Below are 18,133 nucleotides of genomic sequence, written 5' to 3'. Positions count from 1 at the left end.
TATATCTTTACTTATGCGTCTTACATAACTGTCATGTTTGTGTAAGAAACATCGATAGTGGCAAGAGTAGAGAGTGTATATAGTTGAAAATAGAGAATAGAAGAAATGAGGGATGTCGAGATGAAAACAGTGTTAGAAGCAAAAAATATTGAAAAAGTGTACGACACGGGTGGGAATAAATTTGCAGCGTTAAAAGGTATTAACTTACAAGTAAAAGAAGGTGAGTTCGTTGGAATTATGGGACCTTCTGGTTCTGGTAAGACGACTTTACTAAATGTTCTTTCTACAATTGATAATGCGACGAACGGTGAAATTTTAATTGATGGAAAAGATATTGTAAAGATGAATGATGATAAGTTAGCGTTATTCCGCCGCGATCATTTAGGTTTCATTTTCCAAGATTATAACTTATTAGATACGTTAACAGTGAAAGAGAATATCGCTTTACCACTTGCGTTATCAAAGGTGAAAGCGAGTGAGATTGATCGCCGCGTTCTTGAAATCTCAAAGAAATTCGGTATTGATCATATTTTAAGTCAGTTCCCATATCAAGTATCTGGTGGACAGAAGCAGCGCTGTGCAGCATCGCGTGCAATTGTTACGAATCCAAGTATGATTTTCGGAGACGAGCCAACTGGAGCACTTGATTCTAAATCTGCAACAGATTTACTTGAAAGTATGAAGTCATTAAATGAATATGATAACTCAACAATTTTAATGGTAACGCATGATGCATTTGCAGCAAGTTATTGTAAACGAGTTATTTTCATTAAAGATGGTGAACTATATAAAGAATTGCACCGTGGTGAATCGACGCGTAAACAGTTCTTCCAAAAAATTGTTGACGTAATGTCTTCTATTTCTGGAGGTATGGCTGATGACCTTATCTAGCATTGCCCTCCGCAACATACAGCGGAACTTTAAAGACTACTTTGTATATTTTGCATCTATGATTTTTAGTATCGTTATTTATTTTACATTTAAAGCACTGCAATATAATTCACAAATGGAAAAAGCAGCAGAAGCTTCAAAAAAAATTAGCGGAGCGTTCCAAGTTTCAAGTGTGATGCTTATCATTTTCGTAGCAGTGTTCATTATATATTCGAACGGATTCTTTACACGTAAACGTAAAAAAGAAGTTGGCTTATATTCGTTATTAGGTATTCGTAAAAGACAAATTGGTAAAATGCTCTTTTATGAAAATATGTTAATGGGATTAATGTCATTAGTAATTGGGATTGCGATCGGTAGTGTCCTTTCAAAATTATTCCTTGAGTTATTAGTAAATATGATGGGATTAAATTTAAACGTTCATTTTGAAGTACCGATGGCTGCCATTATTGATACAGCAATTATTTTCTTTGTGATTATTTTATATACATCACTTCAAGGATATCGTTTAATTTATCGCTTTAAGTTAATTGAACTTTTCCGTGCAGAACGTGAAGGAGAAGCAATGCCAAAAGGATCTGTCATTATGGCATTAATTTCAGTTTTCTTAATCGGTTCAGGTTATTTTTTAGCATTAATGTACATGAAAGCAGTTATGTATGCAGACTTTATGGTCGTTGCATTATATATTTTATTAGCGACAGTAGCAGGGACTTATTTACTGTTCATGTTCTTCACAGTATTTGTATTGAAACGTGCAAGAAATAATAAATCATCGTTTTATAACGGTATGAATATGGTAACGACGTCACAGCTACTATATCGTATTAAAGGAAATGCAAAATCACTTGCGACAATTTCTATTTTAAGTGCGGTAACATTAACAGCGGTTGGTACATCAGTTACGATGTATTACAACACATTTACGCAATCAAAAGTTGCTGCGCCGTATAGTTATTCCTATGAGAAAAAAGATGCAGCATTAGATAAAAAAGTAAATGAAATACTTGCTGGAGAGAAGAATAATCACCCAGTCACATATGAATCAGAAGTTGAAATGATTCCTGTGAAGGGAACATTTAAAGGTGAAAGAGCTGATCAAGTTCTGAACACACACTATAATGTTACGAATCAGTACCAGCTTATTTCTCAATCAAGCTTTAATACACTTGTGAAACATTTAGATGTAGAGCCTGTAAATTTAAGTGCGAATGAAGCTTTCGTATATGATAGCTTATATATTGAGAAACTTGATTTTGGTCCTCTTTATACAGGAAATACAGCTGTATTCCCTGTTGGAAACGAGTCAAAAGAATTAAAAATTAAAGGTGTAAATAATAGAAGCCTTACAAATTTAAATGAACTATTTGTAATCGTTCCTGATAAAACATATGAGCAAGTGAAACAAGTAAACGAAACGCGTACTGTAAAAAATATTGATGTAAAAGGTGAGCGAAATAGTAAAGAGTTAACAGCAAAATTAGCAAGCATTATGCCAGCTGGAGAATCAGAAGTTTTAAAACCATTTAACGATTTCTATACAGGATTCCAAATGGGGCTTGAAACAACAGGCTTAATGATGTTTATTGGGTTATTCTTAGGATTAGTATTCCTATTAGCAACAGGCTCAATCATTTACTTTAAACAATTAACAGAAGCAAGTGCTGACCATGATCGTTATGTTGTTCTTCATAAAATTGGTGTAACGAAGCAAGAGATGAAGAGAGCTATCGCAAAACAAGTGAGCTTTATCTTTGCTATTCCGTTAGTAATCGGTATTTTACACAGCCTATTTGCACTAAAAGGTTTATCAAATATATTACCATTTGAAATTATGATTCCGCTTCTAATTAGTATCGGAGTATACGGCGCGATTTATATTGGATATTACTTCTTAACGGTTCGTTCTTATTATAAAATCGTGAGTGCGAAGTAATAAGGGACAGCTATCGCTAGAGACGATAGCTGTTTTTTTATTCTTCATAAAATCTTAAGAAATCTCCTCAATTTTTGTTAAGAAATAATAGTTATACTTAGAAACAAGTTAGAAACTATTGAACGAATGAGGAGAGGTTTATATGCAACTCATAACATTCTTACATGAATTTATTAAACATCCGAAACATACTGGTGCAATTGCGCCAAGTTCAAAAATATTAGCAAAGAAAATGGTAGATGTAATTGATTTTAATAAAGCGAAATGCATTGTAGAGTTAGGTCCTGGTACAGGAGTCTTTACGAAAGAAATTATGAAGAGAAAGAAGAAGGAAACAATATTTCTTCTTATTGAAATTAATGAAGTGTTTTGCAAGGAGCTAAAGAGAAAATTTAAAGATGAGCAGAACGTCATTGTTGTACACGGTTCAGCCGAAAATATAAAAAAGTATATAGAAGATCTCAATATAGAATGCGTGGATTACGTTTTATCGGGATTACCTTTTACCTCTTTACCAGAAGAAGTTTCAAAGCGTATTTTAAACAATGTAATGGAAGGGATACATGAGAATGGTGAATTTATTACATTTCAATATTCACTTGTGAAAAAAGGATTTATACAGCACTTCTTTCCTGAAATTACGCTAGAGAAAGTGTGGCTCAATTTCCCACCAGCGTATGTCTTTAGCTGTAAAAAAGAGCTAAGGAGAGCATATGCATAATGGAATTACATGAATTATTATCTTATATTGAACAATACGGTTATTGGGCATTATTTTTCTGTTTATGGTTAGGTATTATTGGTATGCCAATTCCAGACGAAATGATCGTAATGAGTGGTGGCTTTGTATCTTCACTAGGGATATTAAGTGTCATTCCTGCATTTTTATTAACATATTTAGGTGTTGTATCTGGGCTTTCTTTAGGTTATATATTAGGGAAAATATTTGGTACGAAAGTACTTGATAAGCTAGTGAAAAAGAAAAAGGCGAAATATCTTTTGAAATCTCAACAAATGGTAGAGAAGTATGGTCATTATGCGTTAGTCACAAGTTACTTCATACCAGTTGTAAGACATATCGTACCGTATTTAGTTGGAATGAATAACATGTCATTTAAGACGTATGCTTTGTATTCTTATACGACAGGATTTGTTTGGACACTCGTTTACTTTGTGCTCGGTGCTTTATTTGGAAAGCATATTGAAAGTATTGTAGCGATTGCGATAGAATATGGCGTGTATTTTGGCGTGATTGTTTTTATAGTTACAGGTATGCTTTATTTATATAGACAAAAAAGAATCACGCTGATGAGTAAATAGAAGTAAAGAAAGTTTCTTCCAGTATGAAGGACAAGATAGGATTATAAGTATAAAATTATCTTTATTTAATGGTAAAATATAGGTAAGTAGTTAAGGGAGGAAAAGCGTTGTGCTACTCATTTTTAGCCTTATCTTAATTGGAATTATGTGCAGTATGAAAATAGTATCCTTACACATGATAGAACGACAAAAGGTAGAGGAACGATATGTATATTGTCCAAAATGTGATACGAAAATTAGAAGAGGAAATTCAGCTCCTTTTTGTTCGAAATGTAATTTAATATTTTAAAAATAAAAAGTCCGAAATCACTTTATATAGTTTCGGACTTTTTATTTTTAAGTAAACATTAATCCACCTAGTTCTCTTTCGTTTGTTTATTAGCTAAAATGGATTATGAATAACAATAGTATGTAAACGAAAATAAATATAAATGTACACATGGAGTGTTATATTTGGAGATTTTAATCATAGTAGGATGCCTAAACTGTATGGATGTTAACCTTTTTAGAGAAAGATATCCCAGCTAATTTAGTTTGGAAGATTGAAAGAATAGATTGAAAATAGATGAGAAGTGGAGTGCATATGATGGAGACACAAATCGTTATTGGAGTACCTGGTTTATGGAAAGATAGAACAGAATTAATACAAGAAGTTGTGAGTAAAAGTAACTATATATTAGCGGGAAATGTTATGCACCATAAGGAGAAAGAGATTGGCTTTGAAATTGATATATATGAACAAGAGGATCCATTTTATAATCCGTGTGGGGTATGGAAGTTAGAGAGTGCTTCGGCAAAGAAATCTATCTTTCAAAAATTGGGGAGTGTGCTAAAAGGATGGAAAAATACATAAAAGAACAGAGGAGTATATGTGATAAATATAAAGCGGAGTATGTAGAATCTCCGAATGACTTGAAATTAGGAATAGCGCAAAATGTGAAAGATGGTATCGCTCCGATTAATGGGTTACGAATGCCTATAGAAAACGGAACGACAGGTTGGTACATTTGGGCTGGTGAAGAAATGGGGACAGAAGAAGATTTCTTTCTTCCTTTACACGTTCAACATATTGATGAATGGGCACCTGAAATAAAGAAGTATTTAGGGTTACCACCTGGTTGGAGATTTTTAATTGCTGGAGATTACGAGGACGTGTGGTATGATCCGAATTTGTTTGATGAAGATTTAGAAGAGGATGCAGATGAATGGGAAGAAAACATGCTACAAGAGTATGGATGGTACATGCATAGCATATTAGCAGAAGATATTGATGGCATCCATGCTAATTATCATACGCATGGTCTAAGAGATAACTTTAATCATCAAGATTTACAAATAGCATTAAATATGGATCCTGAAGCCGCGCATAGTGTTTTTTGTACCATAATAGAAGAAATAAAGAGCGGAAAAAAGTTTGAACAAGGGATTGAGTATACGAATATTATTGAAGGATATCCCATTATTATGAAGTCTTTCGTAGAGATGGATCGAGAAGTTTTGAGGGTTTTATTACCTGATGAAAGAGGGATTCTTCCTACGAGGCCAGAGTGTGATAAATGTTATAAGACTCAATTGGATGATATTGAGGAGAGTTGATAAAAAAGAGCTTGAAACTATTCAAGCTCTTTTTTTATCACTATTTATGTCCTAAAATATGCTCAATCTCATGCAAACTTAATTTACTTGCCTTAGCAATCGTTTCAAGTGGTATACCAAGATTATACATATTTTTAATTATTTGAATTTTCCCCTGTTGAACTCCTTCTTTTCGACCTTGTTCAATGCTCTGTTCAATGCCCTGTTCAATGCCTTTTTCAATTCCTTGTTTCATCCCTTGTTCCATTCCTCTTTTTATTCCTTCTGTCTCTGCATGGGCGAATTTTGCTGCTTCATCCATTAAAACTTTCTCCCTTGCGTCATAGGCTTGTCGGAAAGATGAATCTTGACTCATACGTTCCCATTTATTTATCGCTTTTTGTAAAATAGGGTCTTGGTTCATAGCAATATCCTCCAATAGTTTAGTTAAGTGCTCATCCTCATTTGCTGAAAGCAATAAAAGCCAACGAACAAATGGATCTTTCCACGGATTTACTTTTTCTTCATGCCATTGTTCAGTTAACTTTGGAATTTCTATAATGTGGATTTCAATGTCGTCACTCAGGAGTTTTTGTTGTTGTGTATTCCATAATATGCTTGTTGTTTGGAAGGCTGGGTGTTCCGAAAACATTACGAAGTTTAGTAGGTTTATGGTGATGGTTTTGTGAAGTGCACTGTAGGGCATCCCTTTTTGTAGTTGAGATGTGTATAGTCTTCCCCAATAATATAAACTGCGTTTAACCATATCGTGATTATTATTGAGTTGTATTTCTACATTGACTTTTGTTCCTGTGTCTAATGTTGCTGAAATGTCTAAAATAGATAACTTATCCTCTTCATATTCCCTGTGTAAATGTGGATCTTCTAGTTGTAGAGAAGCAATGGGCGACTCTAAAGACTCTTGTAACATAGCATTTAAAAATGCAATTAGAATATCTTCGCTACCATTCGTACCAAACAATTGTTTAAATGCAAAATCAATGCGTAAATTAACTAACTGTTGGTTGAACAAAGTTTGTCCTCTCCCTTATATGAAGGTACTTCTTTCCTTCATTGTACATAAAAAGAACTAGAGTATGCAAACAAGCCATTCTTCTATTTTTTAGTAGTTTTATTAGAATGTCACAGGTAAGTATGGTTATGTTATACTCTAGTGAAATTAAAAAAAATTTTTGTTTATATCGGGGTGAAGATGATACATATGCAAAAAGATATTTTAAAACTATTAGATAAAAAGCAAAGTAACTATGAATTTCCTGCCTTTGATAATGAATATATGGATATTTCACAAGTGAAATTCTCTCTTTTCTTTAAAGATGCTAAGGATTGGCTAATGGTGTTTCAAATTGTGGGTGTAGGTTCATTAGGTGTATGTAATGATATTCAAGTATATGGCGATAGAATTACTCATTCAATGGGTGATGATTGCATTTTACAATTAAATAATGGCGATTATGAGTTGTTTGATGATGAAGGTGAATTTATACCGAATATTTATAACGGCAGTTTAAAAATTCGCGAGCATCATTTTGAATATGAATTTACAGAAGAGGATTATATAAATAATGGAATAGAAGTACAAACGACAGAGCATTATCCAACATACTTTATGCGTATGCTTGCTACTAATGAGGAAGCTCAAAAATTATTGTGGTGGGATAAAGGAGAAATTTTAGAAGAGTTCGGTTTAGAAGGCGACTGGGAAGTAGCGTATGAAACGGAAGAATGGAAACATGTTGAAGACGAAAAAGTAAGTGAAAATGAATTCTTCCAATCAGTAGCCGCTGCAATAGAGAAGAAAGATCCAAGTGTTATTGTGAATGAAAATGCTAATACGCATTGGAGAAATTGGGTAGAGTTTGATTGTGACTGAAAAGGATAGGAGAAAGAATGACAAATGAAAAGAAGAAGAAAATCCGGAGAAAAAGTACAAATGCATCGTTTTGCACTACCTCTATGCTACGGAAGTGAAGCACCATATTATTATTACGAGGTAGCGCCCCATGAAAGAGAGGAACGCTTCCATTTAACATCAGATCTTTGTGTAATGGATGGTGAACATTATTTTATTAGAGGATGTTTAGAGATTCCTATAATTGACTACCACGAAAATTTCATATGGACTGTGTGGGTATCACTTAGTAAAGAAAGTTATGATGAAGTATTAGAAAAGTGGGATGAAAGAGGCCGAGAAAATAGTGATCCTTATTTTGGTTGGTTATCTGTAGAAATACCAGTTTATCCAGAAACATTAAATTTAAAAACAAATGTACATATAAGAGAAGTTGGAATGGCACCGTATGTTGAATTAGAGCCAACCGAGCATCCTTTAGCGATCGAACAAAGAAATGGAATTACTTTAGAGAGAGTTAAAGAAATAGAGGAAATGATCCAACAATATAACTAGATTAGAAGAGAAAAAACGAGTGCTAGCACTCGTTTTTTTATTACACAACCGCAGGATTATAAATCATCGTAAAGTGTCCTGGTAATAATTCAATGTGACAAGGTGTATGAAGCGAGCTTTCTCCATCTGTATCTACTTCTTTTTCTTCTTTCGTTTCAATATGAATGGATTTCGCTTTTACGTGGAAGATGTCATTTTCATTTGAGTCTTCAAATAGTTTCTTTCCGATGTAATCTTTAAATGCTTGAATACCTGTTGATTTGACTACGAAAATATCAAGTGTTCCGTCATCACATTTTACGTTCGGAATAAAGGATGGAATACCACCAAGATATTCACCATTTCCAACCATGACAAGGACAGCTTCGTCTTCATATACTTGTCCGTCATAAGTAATTTTTACCGGGAATGTTTCAGCATTCTTTACAGTTCGAATTGTGCTTAAATAGTAACCGATTTTACCAAGCTTTGCTTTTTCTTCTGCATCGATATTGTTTGATACTTCAGATACGAGACCAATTCCCCAGAAGTTTAAGAAATGTTGTTCATTTGCTTTTGCAACGTCAACTGGTTTTATGTGTTCTTTTGTAATAAGTTTTGCCGCTTCTGCAATGTTTTGCGGAACACCAAGTGTGCGAGAGAAGTCGTTGCAAGTTCCGCCTGGAATGATTGCAAGTGTAGGTCTAGTTTCGAGAGGTGCTAAGCCATTTGTGCATTCAAATACTGTTCCATCACCACCAAAGACGATAATTAAATCTACTTTACTAGCAAACTCTTGGCAATATTTTGTTGCATCACCTTGTTTTTTCGTATGAAGGATATGTAGATCAGGAAAAGCTGCGGCAAGAGGTGGTACGATTTTCGTTAAATTTGTATGTAAGTCACCTTGACCAGCTTTCGGATTTACGATGAGGAGTACTTTTTCAAATTTTGTCTTTGTCATATTTCATCTCTCCCTGTAGTTTGCAATGGAAAGAAAGGAGCTGTTCCCATGTATTTTAGAACAGCTTCTCCCTATTAATTGGGTGCTAAGATTGTCAGTTATTGTCGGTAAGGCGATATATTTAAAAAATCGCCGATATACATTTTATGTACTATCGATTTTTTAAGTTATACGATTATTCCGTTACAACTGAAGCAATGAATGGTAAGTTACGATATTTTTCCGCACAGTCGATACCGTATCCAACGATGAATTCGTCTGGAATTTGGAAGCCAACATATTCAGCTGTTAAGTCTACTTTACGACGTTCTGGTTTATCAAGTAATGTACAGAACTTGAGTGCTTTTGGTTTATGCATAAAGAAGTGATCTTTTAGGAAATGAAGTGTTAAACCAGAATCGATAATATCTTCTACAACAATTACGTTTTTCCCAGTAATGTTTACGTCGATATCTTTTAGTAGTTTCACTTTTCCTGTTGTTTCTGTTTGATTTCCGTAGCTAGATGCAGAAATAAAGTCAATTGTTACATCATTTTTGATGTTACGAATTAAATCAGCAGCAAATACGAATGAACCTTTTAATACTGCGATAACTACGATTTCTTCTCCTTCAAAGTCACGTTCGATTTGAAGTGCTAATTCTTTAACTTTTGCTTGTAATTGTTCTTCAGAAATTAAAGTGTCTTTTATTTCAATATTCATTGTAATCCTCCTACAGTGTAAAACTTATGAACATTTCGACTGTAAAGGATAGAATAGAAAAAGTCAAAGGAGATAGTAATTTTTTACAAAGATAATGACAAAATCATCTGATGATATGATATACTAAGTGTATTAAGAAAACGCTTCCATGAAGGGTGAATATGATGAAGAAGAAACAGTACACAAGTGTAACATTTATAAAAGCATTACTTTTAACAATTGTTCTTGGCCTGTTGGCTTACGTAATTGATGTACCTGCGATTCGTATTTCATTAATTGGAATGACTTTAGTGTTAGGAGCAATTTCGCATGGTATGATGTCGCAGCTAAAAGAAGCTGGACTTGATGATATGAGAGATCATATAGATAAAAAGTGAGAAACCTTCATTATATAGAGTGAAGGTTTTTTTGTTTCTTACAAAAATGTAAGGTAGTTGTAAGGCAAATCGATAGTTGCATAAGAGCATTTTGGATAAACTATGGGTGTAAGGTAAAAGGCAAGCATATTTTAGGTAAATTAAGTTTTAGGCACTCTATATGTGAAAAAGGAGTAGGAGGGCATGGAGAAACGTTGGACGACCTTTTCTTTTTTAGCGACTAGTAACACCGTAATGCTAGATGGAAAAATGGATTTTTTGCACTTGTTTGATCGTGAAAATGATCATTCTTCTTCTAAATTTACAATGAAATGGAATAAATGGAGCGAGAGTTGTAAGATTGAAGAAGAGGCCCCTAACGAAGAGCAAAAGATTATTTTAACAAACCCTATTAAAGCGTGGGTTGTTCAACGTCGTAAGTGTAACGTCAAAAATCACTTCAAGAAAACTGAGCCGAGACAATTAGTTATCGCTCCGGCCCGTTCTACTTCCAAATCACGCGAAAGTAACATGTAAATAATTGAGACACACACCCGAAAAAAACATCGTACATATTGCGATGTTTTTTTCTTTTTCTACAATGAAATCTTTAAATGAAATATATTTCATCTGCATCTTATATTTATATCTCTTGCTTATTCTAGTAATACATCCGATGCGAGTAGATGTGAATAAAATATAAGGAGAGAGTGAAAATGAAAAAGAAACTATTACCAATTTGTGCAATGGCACTTTTAACAGTAGGATATTCTTCAGTAGCGAGTGCGGATACTGGAACAGTAACAAAGGAAGAAGAAGCGCAAGTACAACAGGATAAAGCTAAAAAAGAAGAAGCAATTAAGGAACAGCAAAAAAGTGAAATAGAGAAAAAGCAAGCAGCACAAGTACAAGAAAAAAATGATATGGCTAAAAAAGAGGAAGCAATAAAAGCTGAGAAAAAAAGTGAAGAAGAGAAAAAGAGAATAGCGCAAGAACAGTTAAAAAACGATATGGCCAAAAAAGAAGCAGCGATAAAAGCCGAGCAAAAGAATGAAGTAGCTAAAAAAGAAGTAGCAAAGCCAGTTGTACAAGGTGAAAAATTACCAAATACAGCATCAAATAATGTAGCAATGATGGGATTAAGTGCATGTCTTGTAGCGGTAGGTACATTATTTGGTTTGAATCGTCGCAATAAGATTAAAGCGTAAATAAAATATTTTCCTATAAAGAATGGGATAATTTCATATATTAAAAATGGTAGGTTACTCCTACCATTTTTGGCATGGAGGAATGAAGAATGAAGTTACTCAATTATATCGGTATCATATTGATGGCTATAGGGCTATTCATGGGATCCTATTATGCTGTGGAATGGTATAAAGGAAGAAGCTCTGCCGGGCAATTAACGGCAGAAGAAATAAAGAGCCTTAAAAATATACAAGATACTCAACTTTCTCATGAAACACCTGTAACTTCTCAAGTGCCTTCTTCTCAAACAGAACATAAAGAAGGAGAAAAGGTAGCGATGTTAAACATACCGAAAATAAAGAAGAAGTTTTCTATATATTGGGGAGCAGATGATACGACTTTGAAAAAAGGAGTGGGTATGTTCGTTAGTGATTTAACGACAACTCCATCTGGAGGGGGACATACTGTACTGAGTGGACATCGAGATACTGTATTTACAGATTTAGAAGAGTTGAAAGAAAAGGATACCCTTGTTTTAGAGTATGATAATAAAACGTACACATATGAAATTCAAAAGACATGGATTACTCATGCGGATGATCGTACTGTTATTATAAAAAAAGAAGAACCGATATTAACACTGACAACTTGTTACCCATTTGATTATATAGGGGATGCACCAGATAGATATATTATCGAGGCGAAGTTAACTGGCAGTTATTCAAAGTGAAATTATAGTTTCTGAAAGCGAGAGGGGGATATATAAGTTATGTCAAAAAACATTTTAATTGTTGAAGATGAAGACATATTACGTGAAATATTAAAAGATTATTTTTTAAGTGAACAATATGTAGTGTTTGAAGCGAGGGACGGGAAAGAGGCTTTAGTTGTATTTGAAGAAGAAGAGGTTGATTTAGTTATTTTAGATATCATGTTGCCAGAACTCGATGGATGGTCTGTTTGCCGAAGGATTAGGAAGACGTCCGAGGTGCCTATTATTATGCTGACGGCGCGTGTAGATGAAGACGATACGTTACTTGGTTTTGAACTTGGAGCAGATGACTATGTGACGAAGCCGTATAGTCCTCCAATTTTATTAGCAAGAGCGAAACGATTATTAGAAAGTAGAAAAGCATCGAAGAAACCTTTAGAGAACGAAGATGATACGTTATCGATTCATGGCATCCATGTCCATTTTCCGTCGCGTACTGTTACTGTTGATGAGGCAGATGTTAGTTTAACGCATACGGAGTTTGAAATATTGGTGTATTTCATGAAAAATCAAGGAATCGTTTTAACGCGAGAGCAACTCATTTCAAGAATTTGGGGATATGAATTTGCTGGCGATGATCGAACGGTGAATAGCCATATTCGTAATTTAAGAAATAAATTAGGAGAGAAAGCAAAGTATATTACAACTGTAGTACGAACTGGTTATAAATTTGAGGGGAATGTATGAAGAAAGGAATTGTACTAAAATTATTTACTCTTACAACAGCATTATGTATGTTGATTTTAGCGACGATATTTATTGGACAAACGATATTTTTTAAACAATATTATGCGAATCGAAAAGTGGAAGATATTAAAGTGAATTTAAATTCTTTTGAGAAGAATTATTTAAATTATGCAGGAAATGCAGAAGAAATTCAGAAACTAGAGCAAGACTTTTTAAGAGAAAATAATACGTGGATTACGACATTAGATAAGAACGGGAATTTAAAACATGCAGATGATTTTTATTTTGAAGTAACGATAGATCGTAGGCAACAAAAGAGCTTTGGACAACAAATATTTAAAATTCCCTTAGGTAATCTCGTCAATATAGAGGAAATTGATAATAAATTATCAGAGCAGTTTTTAGGGCAAGAAATTTATTTTTCTGGAGTGAGAAAAGAAGATAGTTTTATTCCATTCTCTTTTTCTTTATCTAAGCAGAATTTAAGTGGATCTAATAAACCGTTAGAAAAAGCATTTAATGAGAAAATGAGCAAATTAAATGAGGAGAAAAAGAGAGCAGTTGAGGAACAACTTGTTAAGGAAAAGAAACCAGCTGTTCAGGAGCAAGCTGCTCAAGAATTAAATGTTTACATAGGAGGACGTGTTACAAAAGTACAGTTACCAGATGTAAAAGGTCCTGTGAATCCAATTTATAAAAATGGCATCTTCTTAGATAGCATAAAAGAATTTCAAACTAATTTATTATTAAAAGAGAGCAAGCCCATACAATATACAACACAAACAATGGACTATGAAAAAAATGATATTAAATATAAATTATTAATCAAGCCAATAGAAAAAGACGGATCAGTAACATATATTTATGCGATGGCTTCTTTACAGCCCGTAGATGAAGCTGTACAAATGGTGCAAGATTACTATATCTATATCATTGCATTTGTAGTTGTTCTTATTTTTTTAGCTTCGTTCTATTACTCAAAACAAATTGCCAAACCGTTATTAAAAATAAATGATACGACGAAGAAAATAGCACAATTAGATTTTACAGAAAAAATACCGATTACTTCAAAAGATGAAATTGGAGATTTATCGAAAAATATTAATGTGCTATCAAATAAACTCCATTCCCATATTGGACAGTTAGAAGAAGATATTGAAAAGGAAAGAAAGTTAGAAAGGACGCGAAAAGAATTCATTTCTGGTGTTTCACATGAATTAAAAACACCGCTAAGTATTATGAAAAGTTGTATTTCCATTTTAAAAGACGGGGTAGCTGAGCATAAAAAAGAGTATTATTTTCAAGCGATGGAGAGAGAAGTAGACAAAATGGATACTTTAATTTTGGATATGCTTGAGTTAGCTAAATTTGAATCTGGTACATATAAAATGAAAAAGGATTCGTTTTATATTGATACAGTAATTGAAGATATATGTGAACATCTATCTGTGGAAATAGAGAAAAAAGAACTTCATGTTCATAAAAATATATGTTCATTTGAAGTGATTGCAAATCAAGGCCGGATTGAACAAGTCATCGTGAATTTCATTACGAATGCCATACGTTATACACCAAATAAAGAAGATATTATTATTTCTACAATAGATGAGAAGGATCGTATAAAAGTGTGCATTGAAAATAAAGGTACTCACATTGAAGAAGAACAATTAGATAAAATTTGGGATCGTTTTTATCGAGTGGATACAGCTCGTCAGCGTTCACAAGGTGGGACGGGACTTGGGCTTGCTATTTCTAAAAATATTTTAGAATTACACGATGCTGAATATGGAGTGAAAAATACAGAAGACGGTGTATTATTTTACTTTTACTTACCGAAAAAAGCGTAGATAATGCATGCTACGCTTTTTTTAATTTATTTTCATATTATCTTTACCTAATCTTTATTTTTAAGCGATATAATCTGGTTAGAAAATGAGGTTATGTAAGGAGTCGATGAACCGTGCATAGCAATTGGCTAAGTATAATGGTATTTATTTTCTTTTGCGCATTTATTGTATTTTTAATTAATATTACGATATGAAAAAAGAGCGCTCATTAAGCGCCCTTTTTTTGTGTATTCATTTGATAAGCACTGATGCTTTTGAATAAGCGTGGTGAAGTGATAAATAAAAATATAAGTAAAACGGTACATAGAATATAGGAACCAATCATTGTACTACCGTTAAATATTAAAGAATATAGGAAAGCCGATTGGCCTTTTGGTGCATATTGTCCCCAGAAAATGATACCAGCGATAAAGTGACAGAAGTAACGAGCTAGACTACCGATAAAAGTAGCGACGATAATGTATCCAATTACTTTCTTTCCTTGGTTTGGTTTTGATGAAGGTTTGTCTTTACGGTTACCTAAATTTGATTGCTCTTCGCTATTATCATTGGAAGTTAAAAGTGCTTTTTGAATTGGACGATAGAATAAACCAGCAAATCCAATGAATGCGAAAGCAACAAAGTATTCAATTAGTACTTGAATTGGTGTGACGATAATGGCATCGCCTACGACAATTTGTAATAATCCCCAAATTAGGCCCCCTAAGAAAGCCATTTTGAAGCCCCAGCGGTATGCGATAATAAAAATAGGAATCATAGCAAATGAAATGGAACCGCCTGTTGCTGATATTTTTATTGAAAGTGGTAAAATGTCGATGACCAAGGCGAAGGCTGCAAGAATAGCAGATTCGATCATCGCTTGTAAATTAGTGTTACGCATGTTGTCTCCCCCTAAATCCAAGTTGTACAAAAAAGAATAGATATCATAGGAGGATACGAAATACGTAAATAAAAATGAGGTATGTATTTCGGACGTTTGCACAATCCCTGCGTTAGCATTAACTAACAGGTTCGAAGGGTCGGAACGAAGTGTTCCCTCTCAGCGACATGGCTCCCCCAGTGATAACGAGATTCTTTATTTGCTATTGTTTATTGTAAGCGAAATGGATGAGAATGGCAAACGAATACAGTATGACAATAATTGAAATAGAATTGTAGCGAAATGTTAATAAATATGAAGCAAAAGGGTATAGTACAAGAGAAATTGGGTGTGGTATAATTTTTTTGAAAATAATTATCATTCTCTTCTGAGGGGGAAGGTTATGAGCTTAGTAGATATTAAAATTGGAGAGAAAGTGTTAGTAAAAAGTATTCAGTCTTTAGATCAGCTATTAAAGCGTAGACTAGCTGCTTTCGGTCTTGCTGAAGGAAGCGAACTTCGCCTGAAACAGAAAGCGATGTTTAAAGGTCCTTGTACATTGGAGTGTCGTGGACAGTTAATTAGTATTCGTCATTGTGACGCGAAAATGATAAAGGTGGAATTAGCGTGAATAAGGTAGCTTTGCTAGGGAATCCGAATACAGGGAAGACATCATTATTTAATGCACTTACTGGTTCTTATGAGTATGTAGGAAACTGGAGCGGTGTAACAGTAGAAAAGAAGGTTGGTAAATTAAAAGATAGACAAGGAACATTAATTGATTTACCAGGTGTTTATGATTTAAATCCAGTTTCACGTGATGAAGGTGTTGTAACAAACTTTCTATTAACAGAAGAATTTAATCATATGTTAAATATCGTAGATTCCTCGCAGTTTGAAAGAAATATGCATTTAACGTTGCAGTTACTTGAATTTGGTAAGCCAGTCTCAATTGGTTTAAACATGGTTGATGTGGCGAAGCAAAGAGGAATTGTCATTGATGTAAAACGATTATCAGAACTATTAGGTGTAACAGTCGTTCCTGTTGTTGCAAGGAGTGGAAAAGGCTGTGAAGAACTGCTTACGACTCTTAAAGAAAATGACAAAAAAGAGAAAAAGCCATTCCTTATTTCATATGGTGTACAAATGGATGAAGGAATTGGAGAAGTAATTGCTCTTTTAGAGACAGTGAATTACGAGCATCCGAGATGGTTAGCACTTCAATTTTTAAGCAATAACGAAGTAGTAGAAAAAGAAATGAAAGCATTACCAATTTATAAGGAACTCATAGCCATTCGATCTCGCTTAGAAGGAAAACTTGATTGTACGTTAGAAGAGCACATTTACAAAACTCGTGAAGCGTATATTGAAAAGTTAAAAACAAATGTTATGAAGCATGAGAAAGAAGGAAAAATTCCTTTTTCAGAAAAAATTGATAGATTAATTACACATAAAATTTTAGGACTTCCAATCTTTTTAGCAGTTATGTTTTTTATTTTTCAGGTTACGTTTACGTGGATTGGTACACCTTTATCTGATATGTTAGATGAGTTTTTTGGTGGCCAGCTTACGGATTGGGTGACGGCTGGACTTACAAGTATTGGAGCTTCTCAGTTTATTCAAGCACTCGTTACAGAAGGTATTATTGCCGGTGTTGGTGCTGTATTAGTATTCGTACCACAAATCTTTGCACTATTCTTTTTCATTTCATTATTAGAAGACTCAGGGTATATGGCGCGAATTGCGGTTGTTATGGATAGAATTATGGAGTTTTTCGGCTTAAACGGAAAAGCTTTTATTCCGATGATTATCGGTTTTGGATGTAACGTTCCAGGTATTATGGCTGCGAGAACGATTGAACAGGAGAAAGAACGTTTACTTACCATTTTAGTAACACCATTTATGTCTTGTTCAGCACGATTACCTGTATATGCATTATTTGCGGGCGTATTCTTCCCGCATAGTCAGGCGACTGTTGTATTTTCTTTATATGTTGCAGGGATTGTTCTTGCGTTATTAGTTACAAAAATTATGTCTCTTACGATTTTGAAAGCGGAAAAGTCTATTTTCGTAATTGAATTACCTCCTTATCGTGTGCCACAAGCAAAAACGTTATGGCTGAGCACATGGGAGAAAGGAAAAGGATTTGTTCGTAAAGCTGGTACATTCATCTTCGGTGGTTCAGTTATCATTTGGTTATTAAACTATGCAGGTCCATCAGGATTTGGTGTTGATATGGGAGACAGTTACTTAGCGATGATTGGTGGATTTATCGCACCGCTATTTGCACCGCTCGGCTTTGGAACGTGGCAAGCTGCAGCATCCCTTTTAACAGGATTTTTGGCGAAGGAAGTTGTCGTTTCAACAATGGCAATTATTTATGCAGTTAAAGAAGATGTGCTTGGAAACGTAATGGGAGCACATTATACAGCATTATCAGCTTATGCATTTATGTTCTTTATTTTATTATACGTTCCATGTTTAGCGACGGTGGCTGTTATTAAACGTGAAACAGGATCAGCGAAATGGACGATTTTCTCAGTCGTTTACCCGCTTGTTGTTGCGTATGTATTAACGCTTATTATATACCAAGTTGGATCTTTACTAGGATTCTAAAAGGAGATGTAT

Annotated in this window: 21 protein-coding genes and 1 riboswitch; of the genes, 17 read left to right on the top strand and 4 right to left on the bottom strand. The window is 34.1% G+C overall.

Annotation, left to right across the window (positions count from 1 at the left end; all coding sequences use genetic code 11):
* Positions 1 to 120 precede the first annotated feature (120 nt).
* The 7 genes from NST27_RS23665 (at position 121) to NST27_RS23635 (ending at position 5,743) form a co-directional block, all read left to right on the top strand.
* Complete coding sequence (locus tag NST27_RS23665; protein WP_000859655.1) at positions 121 to 891, top strand: ABC transporter ATP-binding protein; 771 nt, start codon at positions 121 to 123, stop codon at positions 889 to 891.
* Entirely contained in the window at positions 878 to 2,827 is a 1,950-nt protein-coding gene (locus tag NST27_RS23660; protein WP_000176157.1) for an ABC transporter permease, read from the top strand. The genes NST27_RS23665 and NST27_RS23660 overlap by 14 nt, the downstream gene beginning before the upstream one ends.
* A 142-nt stretch (positions 2,828 to 2,969) precedes the next feature.
* A complete protein-coding gene (locus tag NST27_RS23655; RefSeq protein WP_001176053.1) occupies positions 2,970 to 3,548 on the top strand; it encodes a class I SAM-dependent methyltransferase in 579 nt (192 codons plus the stop codon).
* Complete coding sequence (locus tag NST27_RS23650; RefSeq protein ID WP_000418927.1) at positions 3,548 to 4,147, top strand: DedA family protein; 600 nt, start codon at positions 3,548 to 3,550, stop codon at positions 4,145 to 4,147. Before NST27_RS23655 ends, NST27_RS23650 begins: the two co-directional genes overlap by 1 nt.
* Before the next feature lie 109 nt (positions 4,148 to 4,256).
* Entirely contained in the window at positions 4,257 to 4,436 is a 180-nt protein-coding gene (locus tag NST27_RS23645) for a hypothetical protein (protein WP_001986677.1), read from the top strand.
* A gap of 294 nt (positions 4,437 to 4,730) precedes the next feature.
* Entirely contained in the window at positions 4,731 to 5,000 is a 270-nt protein-coding gene (locus NST27_RS23640) for a hypothetical protein (protein WP_000970753.1), read from the top strand.
* Positions 4,985 to 5,743, top strand: a complete 759-nt coding sequence (locus NST27_RS23635; protein WP_047387029.1) for a DUF4262 domain-containing protein — start codon at positions 4,985 to 4,987, stop codon at positions 5,741 to 5,743. The genes NST27_RS23640 and NST27_RS23635 overlap by 16 nt, the downstream gene beginning before the upstream one ends.
* Positions 5,744 to 5,783: 40 nt before the next feature.
* Here the strand turns inward: NST27_RS23635 and NST27_RS23630 are convergent, their stop codons facing one another.
* Positions 5,784 to 6,755: an Rpn family recombination-promoting nuclease/putative transposase gene (locus NST27_RS23630; RefSeq protein WP_000483122.1), complete on the bottom strand. Its 972-nt coding sequence runs from the start codon at positions 6,753 to 6,755 to the stop codon at positions 5,784 to 5,786.
* A 189-nt stretch (positions 6,756 to 6,944) separates the two neighbouring features.
* On the opposite strand from NST27_RS23630, the gene NST27_RS23625 reads away from it, so the two are divergent.
* Together NST27_RS23625 and NST27_RS23620 are read left to right on the top strand one after the other, a co-directional pair.
* A complete protein-coding gene (locus tag NST27_RS23625) occupies positions 6,945 to 7,616 on the top strand; it encodes a DUF7003 family protein (RefSeq protein ID WP_001168095.1) in 672 nt (223 codons plus the stop codon).
* 24 nt (positions 7,617 to 7,640) lie between these two features.
* Positions 7,641 to 8,150 carry a DUF2199 domain-containing protein gene (locus NST27_RS23620; RefSeq protein ID WP_000830212.1) on the top strand — a complete coding sequence of 170 codons (510 nt, stop codon included), beginning with the start codon at positions 7,641 to 7,643 and terminating at the stop codon, positions 8,148 to 8,150.
* 40 nt (positions 8,151 to 8,190) lie between these two features.
* On the opposite strand, the gene NST27_RS23615 is transcribed toward NST27_RS23620, so the two are convergent.
* Positions 8,191 to 9,093 carry a diacylglycerol/lipid kinase family protein gene (locus tag NST27_RS23615; RefSeq protein ID WP_000167895.1) on the bottom strand — a complete coding sequence of 301 codons (903 nt, stop codon included), beginning with the start codon at positions 9,091 to 9,093 and terminating at the stop codon, positions 8,191 to 8,193.
* 175 nt (positions 9,094 to 9,268) lie between these two features.
* Positions 9,269 to 9,796, bottom strand: a complete 528-nt coding sequence (gene hpt / locus NST27_RS23610) for a hypoxanthine phosphoribosyltransferase (protein WP_001019298.1) — start codon at positions 9,794 to 9,796, stop codon at positions 9,269 to 9,271.
* A gap of 161 nt (positions 9,797 to 9,957) precedes the next feature.
* Between hpt and NST27_RS23605 the strand changes: the two genes are divergently transcribed.
* From NST27_RS23605 to NST27_RS23580, 6 genes are all read left to right on the top strand, one after another.
* Positions 9,958 to 10,173 carry a hypothetical protein gene (locus NST27_RS23605; protein WP_002001286.1) on the top strand — a complete coding sequence of 72 codons (216 nt, stop codon included), beginning with the start codon at positions 9,958 to 9,960 and terminating at the stop codon, positions 10,171 to 10,173.
* Between the two features lie 183 nt (positions 10,174 to 10,356).
* On the top strand, positions 10,357 to 10,689 hold the full coding sequence (locus NST27_RS23600) for a hypothetical protein (RefSeq protein ID WP_000415619.1): 333 nt from the start codon (positions 10,357 to 10,359) through the stop codon (positions 10,687 to 10,689).
* 179 nt (positions 10,690 to 10,868) lie between these two features.
* On the top strand, positions 10,869 to 11,360 hold the full coding sequence (locus tag NST27_RS23595; RefSeq protein ID WP_000728021.1) for an LPXTG cell wall anchor domain-containing protein: 492 nt from the start codon (positions 10,869 to 10,871) through the stop codon (positions 11,358 to 11,360).
* 89 nt (positions 11,361 to 11,449) lie between these two features.
* Positions 11,450 to 12,070, top strand: a complete 621-nt coding sequence (locus NST27_RS23590; RefSeq protein WP_000771590.1) for a class D sortase — start codon at positions 11,450 to 11,452, stop codon at positions 12,068 to 12,070.
* Between the two features lie 39 nt (positions 12,071 to 12,109).
* On the top strand, positions 12,110 to 12,799 hold the full coding sequence (locus NST27_RS23585; protein ID WP_000041848.1) for a response regulator transcription factor: 690 nt from the start codon (positions 12,110 to 12,112) through the stop codon (positions 12,797 to 12,799).
* Entirely contained in the window at positions 12,796 to 14,646 is a 1,851-nt protein-coding gene (locus tag NST27_RS23580) for a sensor histidine kinase (RefSeq protein ID WP_000715408.1), read from the top strand. The genes NST27_RS23585 and NST27_RS23580 overlap by 4 nt, the downstream gene beginning before the upstream one ends.
* 208 nt (positions 14,647 to 14,854) lie before the next feature.
* On the opposite strand, the gene NST27_RS23575 is transcribed toward NST27_RS23580, so the two are convergent.
* Entirely contained in the window at positions 14,855 to 15,526 is a 672-nt protein-coding gene (locus tag NST27_RS23575; RefSeq protein WP_001246570.1) for an energy-coupled thiamine transporter ThiT, read from the bottom strand.
* 86 nt (positions 15,527 to 15,612) lie between these two features.
* Positions 15,613 to 15,714: riboswitch (TPP riboswitch) on the bottom strand.
* Positions 15,715 to 15,908: 194 nt separating this feature from the next.
* On the opposite strand from NST27_RS23575, the gene NST27_RS23570 reads away from it, so the two are divergent.
* Both NST27_RS23570 and feoB read left to right on the top strand, forming a co-directional pair.
* A complete protein-coding gene (locus NST27_RS23570) occupies positions 15,909 to 16,136 on the top strand; it encodes a FeoA family protein (RefSeq protein WP_000060512.1) in 228 nt (75 codons plus the stop codon).
* The gene (gene feoB / locus NST27_RS23565) at positions 16,133 to 18,121 is read left to right on the top strand and encodes a ferrous iron transport protein B (protein WP_001044845.1); all 1,989 of its coding nucleotides are present in this window, start codon (positions 16,133 to 16,135) and stop codon (positions 18,119 to 18,121) included. The genes NST27_RS23570 and feoB overlap by 4 nt, the downstream gene beginning before the upstream one ends.
* Positions 18,122 to 18,133: the final 12 nt, after the last annotated feature.

The organism is Bacillus sp. FSL W8-0770 (assembly GCF_038008705.1).
In the GTDB taxonomy this organism is placed as follows: Bacteria; Bacillota; Bacilli; order Bacillales; family Bacillaceae_G; genus Bacillus_A; species Bacillus_A cereus.
Note: the sequence above shows the minus strand (reverse complement) of the source record. Positions and strands in the feature narration are given on the sequence as shown.